This is a genomic window from Ruegeria sp. BHSB058 (assembly GCF_059613285.1).
On sequence record NZ_JBXWSF010000103.1, the window covers coordinates 1 to 11,371 of the forward strand.

General features: G+C 63.1%; 16 protein-coding genes. 4 read left to right on the top strand and 12 right to left on the bottom strand.

What is annotated here, in order from left to right:
- The 5 genes from AC2FNB_RS18730 to folK all read right to left on the bottom strand — a co-directional run.
- On the bottom strand, nucleotides 1-368 hold a 368-nt coding region (locus AC2FNB_RS18730; protein WP_496748374.1), incomplete at its 3' end, for a pyridoxine 5'-phosphate synthase.
- The gene (locus AC2FNB_RS18735; RefSeq protein ID WP_496748375.1) at nucleotides 361-1,059 is read right to left on the bottom strand and encodes a DUF2062 domain-containing protein; all 699 of its coding nucleotides are present in this window, start codon (nucleotides 1,057-1,059) and stop codon (nucleotides 361-363) included. The genes AC2FNB_RS18730 and AC2FNB_RS18735, both read right to left, overlap by 8 nt.
- A 16-nt stretch (nucleotides 1,060-1,075) precedes the next feature.
- Nucleotides 1,076-3,208: a RelA/SpoT family protein gene (locus AC2FNB_RS18740; protein WP_496748376.1), complete on the bottom strand. Its 2,133-nt coding sequence runs from the start codon at nucleotides 3,206-3,208 to the stop codon at nucleotides 1,076-1,078.
- A 26-nt stretch (nucleotides 3,209-3,234) separates the two neighbouring features.
- Nucleotides 3,235-3,588, bottom strand: a complete 354-nt coding sequence (rpoZ, locus tag AC2FNB_RS18745) for a DNA-directed RNA polymerase subunit omega (RefSeq protein WP_480752063.1) — start codon at nucleotides 3,586-3,588, stop codon at nucleotides 3,235-3,237.
- A gap of 93 nt (nucleotides 3,589-3,681) precedes the next feature.
- Complete coding sequence (folK, locus tag AC2FNB_RS18750; protein ID WP_496748377.1) at nucleotides 3,682-4,251, bottom strand: 2-amino-4-hydroxy-6-hydroxymethyldihydropteridine diphosphokinase; 570 nt, start codon at nucleotides 4,249-4,251, stop codon at nucleotides 3,682-3,684.
- A gap of 139 nt (nucleotides 4,252-4,390) precedes the next feature.
- Between folK and AC2FNB_RS18755 the strand changes: the two genes are divergently transcribed.
- The 4 genes from AC2FNB_RS18755 (at nucleotide 4,391) to rnhA (ending at nucleotide 7,184) form a co-directional block, all read left to right on the top strand.
- Nucleotides 4,391-4,966: a LabA-like NYN domain-containing protein gene (locus AC2FNB_RS18755; RefSeq protein WP_480752066.1), complete on the top strand. Its 576-nt coding sequence runs from the start codon at nucleotides 4,391-4,393 to the stop codon at nucleotides 4,964-4,966.
- A gap of 208 nt (nucleotides 4,967-5,174) precedes the next feature.
- The gene (gene ispH / locus AC2FNB_RS18760) at nucleotides 5,175-6,119 is read left to right on the top strand and encodes a 4-hydroxy-3-methylbut-2-enyl diphosphate reductase (RefSeq protein WP_496748378.1); all 945 of its coding nucleotides are present in this window, start codon (nucleotides 5,175-5,177) and stop codon (nucleotides 6,117-6,119) included.
- Between the two features lie 14 nt (nucleotides 6,120-6,133).
- Nucleotides 6,134-6,721 carry a class I SAM-dependent DNA methyltransferase gene (locus AC2FNB_RS18765; protein WP_480752069.1) on the top strand — a complete coding sequence of 196 codons (588 nt, stop codon included), beginning with the start codon at nucleotides 6,134-6,136 and terminating at the stop codon, nucleotides 6,719-6,721.
- Nucleotides 6,714-7,184 (top strand): ribonuclease HI, encoded by a 471-nt coding sequence (gene rnhA, locus AC2FNB_RS18770; protein ID WP_480752070.1) that lies wholly within the window; start codon nucleotides 6,714-6,716, stop codon nucleotides 7,182-7,184. Before AC2FNB_RS18765 ends, rnhA begins: the two co-directional genes overlap by 8 nt.
- Here the strand turns inward: rnhA and AC2FNB_RS18775 are convergent.
- The 7 genes from AC2FNB_RS18775 to AC2FNB_RS18805 form a co-directional block, all read right to left on the bottom strand.
- Nucleotides 7,169-8,743 carry a caspase family protein gene (locus AC2FNB_RS18775; RefSeq protein ID WP_496748379.1) on the bottom strand — a complete coding sequence of 525 codons (1,575 nt, stop codon included), beginning with the start codon at nucleotides 8,741-8,743 and terminating at the stop codon, nucleotides 7,169-7,171. The genes rnhA and AC2FNB_RS18775 overlap by 16 nt on opposite strands.
- Nucleotides 8,744-8,817: 74 nt before the next feature.
- Nucleotides 8,818-9,054, bottom strand: coding sequence for a GlsB/YeaQ/YmgE family stress response membrane protein (locus AC2FNB_RS18780; protein ID WP_480752074.1), 237 nt, complete (start codon nucleotides 9,052-9,054; stop codon nucleotides 8,818-8,820).
- 1 nt (nucleotide 9,055) lies between these two features.
- Nucleotides 9,056-9,292 carry a hypothetical protein gene (locus tag AC2FNB_RS18785; RefSeq protein WP_480752075.1) on the bottom strand — a complete coding sequence of 79 codons (237 nt, stop codon included), beginning with the start codon at nucleotides 9,290-9,292 and terminating at the stop codon, nucleotides 9,056-9,058.
- A 15-nt stretch (nucleotides 9,293-9,307) separates the two neighbouring features.
- On the bottom strand, nucleotides 9,308-10,213 hold the full coding sequence (fmt, locus tag AC2FNB_RS18790; protein WP_496748380.1) for a methionyl-tRNA formyltransferase: 906 nt from the start codon (nucleotides 10,211-10,213) through the stop codon (nucleotides 9,308-9,310).
- 53 nt (nucleotides 10,214-10,266) lie between these two features.
- Complete coding sequence (gene def / locus AC2FNB_RS18795) at nucleotides 10,267-10,761, bottom strand: peptide deformylase (protein WP_480752078.1); 495 nt, start codon at nucleotides 10,759-10,761, stop codon at nucleotides 10,267-10,269.
- On the bottom strand, nucleotides 10,758-11,255 hold the full coding sequence (gene def / locus AC2FNB_RS18800; protein ID WP_496748381.1) for a peptide deformylase: 498 nt from the start codon (nucleotides 11,253-11,255) through the stop codon (nucleotides 10,758-10,760). The genes def (AC2FNB_RS18795) and def (AC2FNB_RS18800) overlap by 4 nt, the downstream gene beginning before the upstream one ends.
- Nucleotides 11,252-11,371 (bottom strand): peptide deformylase (locus AC2FNB_RS18805; RefSeq protein WP_496748382.1); only part of this gene is annotated, 120 nt, incomplete at its 5' end. The genes AC2FNB_RS18805 and def (AC2FNB_RS18800), both read right to left, overlap by 4 nt.

Consider the following 11,371-nt stretch of genomic DNA (forward strand, 5'->3'; position numbering starts at 1 on the left):
GCGATGAAGTGGGCCAGTTTGTTTTCCTCGCGCGCGACTTCGAGCCCGCCTTCGGTGGTGCGTTCCTCGCGCTTTTCGGGGACGATGCAGACGGCGTGCGGCTTGTGGCGCAGGGCGATTTTCTGCATCTCGTCGGTCGCGGCCATCTCGAAGTTGAGCGGCACCGACAGCACCTCCATCAGCCCGTCGATATCGGCGTCCGAGATGTGGCGGCGATCTTCGCGCAGGTGCGCGGTAATGCCGTCGGCGCCCGCTTCTTCGGCCAGCCTGGCGGCGCGCAGCGGGTCGGGATAGGCCCCGCCGCGCGCATTGCGCACAGTGGCCACGTGGTCGATATTCACGCCGAGACGCAGATGGGTGTCAGACATCGTTAGAATCCTTTTCCTGCCCTGTGGCCGAGCCTAGAGGCTTTGACGGCACCGCGTCAGCCCTTACCTGGGCCAAACGTTTGATTTGGTCGAATTTCTTTTTGATCTTGGTGCGGCGGCGCTGCTGATAGGTGCGCACCAATGGCAGGCTGAGATAATAGCAGACGACACCGGCAATGATGCCGGGCAGGATGCCACCGATCATGTAGGGGAAGAACACCTCGTCATAGAACACGCCCAGCCCGTGCCAGTCGGCATCGCGGTCGGTGAAGAGCGCGATGAAGTTGTCCTTGAGATCCGCCATGGCGTTGGCGAACTTGCCCATAAGCCCCTGAGTTTGCCCCTTTTCGAATTTGGTGCCCAGAAGGAAATGGCCGGTCTGCAGGCTGACCACGCCAATCGGGACATAAGTGAGCGGGTTGCCAAAGAAGGTGCCGCTGAGCGAGGCCAGAAAATTGCCGTTGATCATCCGGGCCACCACGGCGGCGATGACGAAGTGCATCCCGTAGAACGGCGTGAACGAGGCGAAGACCCCGGCGCCGACGCCGCGCGCGATGCGCTCGGGCGAATCCGGCAAGCGACGGATGCGGTGCTTGACGTAGTGAAAGGCGCGGGTCCAGCCGCCGCGCGGGTAGACGAACTCCGATGCGATCTGGACGGGAGAGCGGCGATCTCGGCGCTTGAAAACCACTCCTGACCGTCCTCTCTTAGTCCGTTTCCGCCGCTGCCAGATCGGAATCGCGGAACCGTTCGACCGCCGCCACGTCGCTTTCCGCTTCGAGCGTCAGCATCAACGAATGCAACTGTTCGACATCGCGCAGTTCGACGTTGATCAGCAGGCGGTAAAAGTCCGGTTTCCGATCCACGAATTCAAGGTTTGAGATATTGGCCTTTTTCTCGCCGATCAATGTGCAAATACGTCCCAGCACGCCGGCATCGTTGCCGATGGTCAGGTCGAGCGTGGCGCCGTAAACCGCCGGGTGGGTGCCGGAATGCCAGTGCAGGTCGACCCAGCGCTCGGGCTGGTTTTCGTATTCGCTCAGCCGCGTGCAGTCGATGGCGTGCACGACCACGCCCTTGCCGCGATAGGTGATGCCGACGATGCGTTCGCCCGGCAGCGGCTGGCAGCAGGGCGCGCGTTCGAAGCTTTGCCCCGCTTCCAGGCCGATCACCGCGCGCCGCAGAGGGATGGTTTCGCCCTCGTCGCGGGTGAGTTCGGGATAGACCGCCTCGATCACGTCATGCGCGGTCAGCTCGGCGCTGCCAAGGCGGGCCAGCAATTCGCTGCGGTCCTTGAGGCGCAGATGCCTGGCAGCGGTATCCAGAACCTTGTCGGTGGCCTTGCGCCCGACATGTTCAAAGGCGGCGCGCGCCAGTTCGTGGCCGAGTTTGACAAAGCGTTCGCGGTCCACCTCGCGCAGGGCGCGGCGGATGGCGGTGCGGGCCTTGCCGGTCACCGCGATTTCCAGCCAGGTGACCTGAGGCGTCTGGCCGTCGGCGGTGATGATATCGACCGACTGACCGTTCTTGAGCCGGGTCCAGAGCGGCACCCGGATGCCGTCGACCTTGGCGCCGACGCAGGCGTGGCCGATGCGGGTGTGGATGGCATAGGCAAAGTCGATGGGTGTCGCCCCGCGCGGCAGTTTCACCACGTCGCCCTTGGGGGTAAAGCAGAACACCTGGTCGGAATACATCTCGAGCTTGACGGCTTCGAGGAAATCCTCGTGATCCTCTTCGGTGTCGAACTGTTCGGTCAGGCTGGAAATCCACTTGGCCGGGTCCACCGCAAAGGGGTTTTCCGAGCGCACGCCGTCGCGGTACGACCAGTGGGCCGCAACACCGGTTTCGGCCACGTCATGCATCTGGCGGGTGCGGATCTGAACCTCGACCCGTTTGCCGTCGCGGCCCGACACGGTGGTGTGGATCGAGCGATAGCCGTTCGATTTCGGCTGGCTGATGTAATCCTTGAACCGCCCCGGCACCGCCCGCCAGCGCTGGTGGATCGCGCCCAGCGTGCGATAGCAGTCTTCCTCGGTCTGGGTGATGATGCGGAACCCGTAGATATCGGACAGACGCGAGAAGCCCTGATCCTTTTCCTGCATCTTGCGCCAGATCGAATAGGGTTTCTTGGCGCGGCCGAACACCTCGGCCTCGATGCCCGCCTTTTCCAGCTCGTGCCGCATGTCACCGGTGATGCGATGGATCACGTCGCCGGTTTCACGTTGCAGGGTGATGAAGCGACGGATGATGGACTGGCGGCCTTCGGGATTCAGGACACGGAAAGCGAGGTCTTCGAGTTCCTCGCGCATCCATTGCATGCCCATCCGGCCTGCCAGCGGCGCGTAGATATCCATCGTCTCGCGCGCCTTGACCACCTGTTTTTCCGGGCGCATCGCCTTGATGGTGCGCATGTTGTGCAGACGGTCGGCCAGCTTGACCAGAATGACCCGCAGGTCCTTGGACATGGCCATGAACAGTTTGCGGAAGTTTTCCGCCTGTTTTGTTTCGTGGCTGGACAGTTGCAGGTTGGTCAGCTTGGTGACGCCATCGACCAGCTTGGCGACCTCATCCCCGAACATCTCGGCCACCTGGCCATAGCTGGCCTTGGTATCCTCGATGGTGTCATGCAGCAGGGCGGTGATGATGGTGGCGTCATCCAGACGCTGTTCGGTCAGAATGGCGGCAACGGCGACCGGATGGGTGAAATAGGGCTCGCCCGAGTGGCGGAACTGCCCCTCGTGCATCTTGTCGCCGAACTCGTAGGCCCGTTTTAGGCGATCGGAATTGGTTTTTGGATTGTAATTGCGGACCAGCGCAATCAGGTCTTCAGCAGAAATCATCCGGTCCGCACCTTCCCGTATCCGGGTTACCCCTGGCCCTGAGCCTCCATGAGGGCGCGCAGGAGCTTTTCTTCGGACATGTCGTCAGCGGCGGGCTTGTCCGATTCGGCACCCATCAGCAGGGCCATCTGGTCCTCTTCGGGCTCGTCGACCTCGATCTGGGTCTGGTTGGCTTCGATCAGGCGTTCACGCAGTTCGTCGGCCGTCTGGGTTTCGTCGGCGATTTCGCGCAGGGACACAACGGGATTCTTGTCGTTGTCACGGTCCACGGTGATCCCGGCGCCGGCGGAAATTTCGCGCGCGCGATGGGCGGCGAGCATCACCAGCTCGAACCGGTTCGGAACCTTGTCTACGCAGTCTTCTACCGTCACGCGGGCCATGAGGCACTCTCCAATCAGAAACCGTGTCAGGAAGGGGCTTATCTAAGGCGGAATCCCCGGCTTGACAAGCGCGAAATACCAACAAATCGGCAATCAGAGCGGTCTGACCGCCGCCACGTCGCCCCGAGGCAGGTCCGCCAGCATTTCTGTGACGGTCCGGCCCAGAACCGGATGCCGCCAGCCAGGGGCCACATCGGCCATCGGCACCAGGACAAAGGCCCGGTCCTGAAGGCGGGGATGGGGCAGAATCAGCTGTTCGGGCGCGACCCTGACCTGATCTTCGGGTGGCAGGTTGAACCAGCGGTCATATTCCCGCGCGTCGGGCAGCACACTGTCCTGCCAACAGACGATGTCGAGGTCGAGCGTGCGCATGCCCCAGCGCTGTTCGCGTGCCCGCCCAAAGCGGTGTTCCACGCGGTGCAGAAGATCAAGCAATCCTTCGGGCGCAAGGTCTGTCTCCAGCAGCGCCGCCGCGTTCACGTAATCGGGTCCGGCCCCCGCCGGAAAGCAGGGCGTGGCATAGAATCGGCTGGCGGCGCGAATCGTCGCCCCTTCGTCGGCAAGCACGTCCAGCGCAAGTTGCAGGGTCGTCTGCGGGTCGGAGCCGTCGAAATTGAGGTTCGCCCCCAGTGCAATAACGGTTTCTTGTCTGCTATTGTTCATCAAATACTCCATATTCGACCCACAGAATGCTTGCGATAAGTCGCAAAATTCTTACATTAAGACCACCATTTCGCCGATCACTCACCACTCACTCACGCAAATACTCGGCGAAAAGGGTGCACCGGAAGGGAAAAAGTTAATGTTTTATAAAGACGAACGGCTAGCGCTGTTCATCGACGGCTCGAATCTATATGCCGCCGCAAAAGCTCTGGGATTTGACATCGACTACAAATTGCTCCGTCAGGAGTTCATGCGTCGTGGGAAACTTCTGAGGGCGTTCTACTATACAGCGCTGCTTGAAAACGATGAGTATTCTCCGATCAGACCGCTGGTGGACTGGCTGCATTACAACGGTTTCACCATGGTCACGAAACCGGCGAAGGAATACACCGACAGCATGGGCCGCCGCAAGGTCAAGGGGAACATGGATATCGAACTGACCGTGGATGCCATGGAACTGGCGCCGCGCGTGGATCATATCGTGCTGTTCTCGGGCGATGGCGATTTCCGCCCGCTGATTGCCAGCCTGCAACGCCAGGGCGTGCGGGTCTCGGTGGTGTCGACCATCCGCAGCCAGCCGCCGATGATCTCGGACGAGCTGCGCCGCCAGGCCGACAACTTCATCGAGCTGGAAGAGCTGCGCGACGTGATCGGACGCCCGCCGCGCGACATTCCGGCCGAGGATCGGAACTATGCCGCGGCAGGCGGTCGCTGAGCGACACACGATCGGCTGAATTCAGGGGGTTCGGTCAGGGAAAAGCGCGGCCAGGTTCGGATGAGCCTGGCCGCGTCGCTTTAAATATGACTCGTACTGAAACGAGTCATGTTCTAGCGCGCAAAGATGACGGCAGGATGACAAAACCTTGGTCACTTGTCGTATCCGGCGAAATCTCCTACGTGTCGGCGGCAAGGAGATGACGACCATGACCAGACCGCCGCTTTCCCTGTATCTGGCCGCGCCGCGCGGATTTTGCGCGGGCGTGGACCGGGCCATCAAGATCGTCGAGATGGCATTGGAGAAATGGGGCGCGCCGGTCTATGTGCGCCACGAGATCGTGCACAACAAGTATGTCGTGGACGGGCTGCGCGAAAAGGGTGCGGTGTTTGTCGAGGAACTGGAAGAATGTCCCGACGACCGCCCGGTGATCTTTTCGGCGCATGGGGTGCCGAAATCGGTGCCCGCGGATGCCGAGCGGCGCAACATGGTTTATGTCGATGCCACCTGCCCGCTGGTGTCCAAGGTGCATATCGAGGCGCAGCGCCATGCCGAGGCCGGGTTGCAGATGATCATGATCGGCCACAAGGGTCATCCCGAGACGGTCGGTACCATGGGACAGCTGCCCGAGGGCGAAGTTCTGCTGGTGGAAACGGTCGCGGATGTGGACCGGGTTGCGGTGCGCGATCCCGAACGGCTGGCCTTTGTCACCCAGACCACCCTGTCGGTCGATGATACCAAGGATATCGTGGCGGCCCTGCAGGCGCGGTTTCCCGCCATTGTCGGGCCGCACAAGGAAGACATCTGTTACGCCACTACCAACCGGCAGGAGGCGGTCAAGGCCATCGCGCCGAAATCGGATGCGCTGCTGGTCGTGGGGGCGCCGAATTCGTCCAATTCGCGCCGTCTGGTCGAGGTCGCCTCGAAGGCCGGGTGCCGCTATGCGCAGCTGGTGCAGCGCGCCACGGATATCGACTGGCGGGCGCTGGACGGTATCGCCTCGGTCGGCATCACCGCCGGGGCCTCGGCGCCGGAGGAGCTGATCAACGAGGTGATCGACGCCTTTCAGGACCGCTATGCCGTCACGGTCGAGATTGTCGAAACCGCCACCGAGAGTGTCGAATTCAAGGTTCCGCGCGTGTTGCGCGCTTAGGAAAGGGGGCCGCGATGACCAAAGACCGAACCCTGTCCGTCTATGACGCGAAAAGCCAGGCCTATCTGGACATGGTCAGTGACTGGAACGACCCCTGTCTGGACGCTTTCATCGCCGCGATACCGGCGGGGGCGCATGTGCTGGATCTGGGCTGCGGTCCCGGCCATGCGGCGGCAATGATGGCCCAAGCGGGGTTGCGCGTGACGGCGACCGACGGATCAGCCGAAATGGTGCGGCTTGCGGCCCGAAACCCGGGTGTCGAAGCGCGGCAGGAGGTGTTTGACGACATCGCCGGGGTCGATATCTATGACGGGATCTGGGCGAGTTTTTCACTGTTGCACGCGCCCAAGGCCAAGTTACCCCTGCATCTCGCGGCGCTGCACCGGGCCGCGCGTTCCGGTGCGCGGCTGCATCTGGTGCTGAAGCTGGGGCAAGGCGAGAAGGTGGACGAGTTTGGCCGGTTCTATGCCTACTATGAGCGGTCCGAGTTGGAAGACCTGCTTGCCAAGGCGGGCTTTTCCGTCCATTCGCATGTGACCGGGGCCGACGCGGGGTTTTCGGGTCGTGTCGAGGAATGGATTGCAATCACTGCTCATGCCTGAATTGTTTGCCTATACGGACGGGGCGTGCTCCGGCAATCCCGGCCCGGGGGGCTGGGGCGTGCTGCTGCGCGCAGTTGACGGCGAGCGTATCCTGAAGGAGCGCGAGCTGAGCGGTGGCGAGGCAGAAACCACCAACAACCGGATGGAACTGCTGGCCGCGATCAACGCACTGGAAACGCTGGAGCGGCCCACGCAAATCACCGTCGTGACCGATAGCGCCTATGTCAAGAACGGGGTCACCGGCTGGATATTCGGGTGGAAGAAAAACGGCTGGCGCACGTCAAACAAGAAGCCGGTCAAGAATGTCGAGCTGTGGCAACGGCTGGACGAGGCGCAGGCCCGTCATCAGGTGACCTGGGAATGGGTCAAGGGCCATGCGGGACATCCGGAAAACGAGCGCGCCGATGAACTGGCGCGCGCGGGCATGAAGCCGTTCAAGAAGCCCGCTCAGTCGCAGTCATAGAATTTCTTGCGCCCGCCGATACAGTCGGATGGCCGGATGGGCACCATCTTGGTGGCGTCCTTGCGTGTGACGAATCCGGGAACCCCTGTGACCTCGTTTGTATCACTGTCGTCCGTCTGGGCGGGTTTGGCAGCCTGGGTCGTGCGCTGTGTGGTCGTCTGTGTCCTGGGCTTGGTCGTGCGGGTCGGTGTCGATGTACGGGCCACCTTGGGGCAGGCAATTCCCGGCTTGGCCTCGATCGCGGCGACAAGTTCTTGATACCCGCGCACGCCGTCCTGATACCTGTCGGTCAGAGGCATCCCCGCCTGTTTGAGAAACGCCGCCGTAGCCGCCTGTGAGCGTCGCCCGAAATCGCCGTCAATGGCCCCAAGGTAACATCCCCTTTCCTTCAACCGCGTCTGCGCCAGCCGCGTCGCTTCTTCAAGGGTCATCTCGGGTTCCGGTTCCACCTCGTGTTCTGGGTTCTGCGCGGCCTCCGGTTCCGGTTCGGCTGCGGGTTCCGGGTTGGCCAAAGCCGGCGTTTGCGGTTCTTCGGTGGCGGGCAGCGCGGCGATCACTTCGGATCGGGGCGCCGGTGCGGTGGCATCGGAAGAAATCGCCGTACGATTGGCAGGCCTGAGTTCTTCGCGTTTTTCCAGGGCGAAAGCATAGAGGGGATGCGTGCTTTGATCCTCGAACTTGATGAGGAAGGCATCCCAGGCTTCGAAACTTCCCGCGCGGTCGGCCTCGATGAAGTCTTGCGAGATCGACGCTGTCGGGGGCGGTGGCACGCTTGGTTGTGGTTCTGGCGCGGCCCGGCCCGTGCCGCTTTCGGGGTTGATCACGTATTCGCCGCCGCCGAGCGAGGAATAGACGAAGGGCGCGGCCCCCGGCACCGATTGGCGCATGCTGTCGCGGACACGGCCCAGCAGTTGGCGCACATCCGTCGGCGGCCCCGCCATCGCATCAAGGAAGGCGGCGGTGAAGGGCGAGTTGCCGCCGGTTCGTCCGTCGGGCGTGATTTCACCAGCGGCGGCGGCGTAGGCGATCAGCGTGTCGGATTCGTTGGTCTGGACATCCGCGAGACCCTGCCGGGCGCTGCGGGTGCCGCCCTGCTGTTTCATGCGGGCCAGGAAGGGGTTGTTGCGGCACGCGTCGAGCACCACCATCTTCATCCGCCGTGCGCCCGAGATCTGGCGCAGGATCAGATCCATCTCGACCATTTCCAGACCGGCGTCGCGCACATCTTCGAGGCGGGCATCGACCGGCATCAGATAGTTGGTGCCGCCGATCTCGATCCCGTGCCCGGCGTAATAGACCATGGCGATTTCCGAACGATCCGCCATCGCGCGGAAATTGCGCAGCGTTTCGCGCATCTGCACGCGGTTGAGGTTGTCGGCGCGGACGACCTCGAACCCCTGATCTTCGAGCAGGACAGAGACGGCGGCGGAATCATTGCGGGGATTGTCCAGCGGCGCGACCGCCTGATAGTCGGAGTTTCCGATTACCAGCGCCACCCGGTCGGCCCATGCGCAGACCGGCAGGATCAGAATAATCAGAATGGCCGCCAGAAACTTCATCGGCACCTCGGGTTACACGTCACGGACAGTTTATCCGAGAATTGGCCCGCCTCAAAGGATGCTGGTCACACAGATTATCGGCGGAAGTATTTTTGCCAGATCCAGATTACCAGCAAGGCCCCCAGCAGCGCGCCGACGAAGCCCGAAAGCCAGCCCATCATCGTCGCAAGCCCGCGCAGGACAAAGCCGCCGAGCAGCGCGCCGACGATGCCGATGGCCATGGTGGTGGGAATGTCGGCCTCGATCCGCATCAGGCGGGTAGCGAGAAATCCGGCGGCGGCACCGATGACGATCAGGGCGACGACGGGCATGTCATTTCCTCCAGTGCGTGGGCACGATGATCAGCGCGCCTATGGACGAAATCACCGCGTTCAGGCCCGGAGAGCCGAAGCCGATCCCGAACATTATGCGGAAGAAATGGAAGATGAACGCGCCGCCGACACAGATGATGATGGATTGCACATAGCCGTTGCGGGTAAAGCCGGTCGCCTCGGACAGGTATCCGACGATCCCGGCAATGATGACCGTTCCCATCAGGATCATGAACATGCGGGCGCCCTCCGTCTAAAGCCGGGTTCCCGCGCCAACCGGGAAACCGCGCAGGAACGTCTTATTATCCTGCGCGCCTTTGCCCGCTCTTTGCAAGCGCAGCAGATCGACCGCGCCGGACCCGCAGGCCACGCGCAGGGTGTCGTTGAGAACCTCGCCCGGTTCCCCCTGCCCCTGCGCCAGCCGCGAGGCCAGCAGTTTGACCCGTTCGCCTTCGATTTCGGTCCAGGCTCCGGGGAACGGCGACAGGCCCCTGATCTGACGGTCGATCTCGGCGGCGGGCCGGGTCCAGTCCACCCGTGCCTCGGCCTTGTCGATCTTGGCGGCATAAGTGACGCCCGCATCCGGTTGCGGGGCGGGGGCGAGTTCGGGCAAGCGGGCCAATGTCTCGACGATCAGAGATGCACCCATGGCCGACAGGCGGTCGTGCAGTTCGGCGGTGGTTTCCTCTGCGCCGATGGGTGTGGCCTTGCGCAGCAGCACCGGGCCGGTGTCCAGCCCCGCCTCCATCTGCATGATGCAGACGCCGGTTTCGGCATCCCCGGCCATGATTGCCCGGTGGATCGGCGCGGCCCCGCGCCAACGCGGCAACAGGCTGGCATGGATATTGAGGCACCCCCGCGCGGGGGCATCCAGAATGGCTTGCGGCAGGATCAGGCCGTAGGCCACCACGACGGCCACGTCGGCCTGAAGCGCGGCAAAGGCGGCCTGTTCGTCGGGCGATTTGAGGGAAACCGGGTGACGCACCTCAAGGCCCAGCGCCTCGGCGCGGGCATGAACCGGCGTGGGGCGGTCTTTCTTGCCGCGCCCGGCGGGGCGCGGGGGCTGGCAGTAGACGGCGGCGATGTCGTGACCGGCACCAACCAGCGCGTCGAGCACCGGGACAGAGAAATCGGGAGTGCCCATGAAGATGACGCGCATGATCTGCTCCGGGGTTGTGGCGGGGTGCCGGGCTGAAGCCCGGCCTACGGGCGTTAGGTTTGTTTGCGCGCCTTGCGCAACAGCATGTCACGTTTGACCTTGCTGAGGTTGTCGAAATACATCCGGCCATTCAGATGGTCGATCTGGTGCTGCACGCTGGTCGCCTCGATGCCGACGAAGTCGCGGCGGTCGACGATGCCATGTTCATTGAGGTATTTGACCGTCACGGCGCGGGGCCGCTTGATCGTAGCCGCGACGCCGGGCAGGTTCGGGCTGGCCTCTTCATGCTCGCGCAGCTCGATCGAGCGGTGCAGGATTTCCGGATTTGCAAGGCGCACCGCCCGGCCCCGCTCGGCCGAACCATCCACCACCGCCAGTCGCAGCATCACCCCGATCTGCGGCGCGGCAAGGCCGACGCCCGGCATCGCCTCCATCGTGTCGATCATGTCGTCCCAGATCGCGCGGATCTCGTCGGTGATCTCGGGCACTTCGGCGGCCTTGCTGCGCAGGCGCTTGTCGGGCCAGGGCAGGCAGGGGCGTACGGTCATTGATGTTTCTCCAGGTATTCGGCCTCGACGCGCGCGCGGTCCGCGCCGGTTAGGTGGTCGAGCGTGACCGTGCCGTTCAGATGGTCGAACTCGTGCTGGATGCAGCGCGCCTCAAACCCGTCGAAATCGGCCATGTGGATATCGCCTTCGGGGGCGGTCCACTGCACGGTGACAGCCTTTGGCCTTTCGACCGCAACCGCAATGCCGGGGATCGACAGGCAGGCCTCTTCCATCACCACGGGGATACGCTCGGCGGCCATGATGACGGGATTGATCATTGCCAGTGGCGCGGGCTCTCCCTCTTTCCAGCCGCAATCCATGACAAAGAACCGTTGCATCACCCCGACCTGCGGCGCGGCCAGCCCACGGCCCTGCGCGGCATACATGGTGTCGAACATGGACCGGATCAGATCCTGCGGCACGATGGTTTCGACCGGGTCGCATTTCTGCGACAGTCGGGGGTCGGGCCATGTCAGGATCGGCAGGACGCTCACGCGCGGGCCTTCTCGCGCTTCAGCTTCTGCATCTTGCGGGTGATCATCTGGCGCTTGAGCGGCTTGAGGTAGTCGATGAACAGCTTGCCATCCAAATGATCGATCTCGTGCTGGAC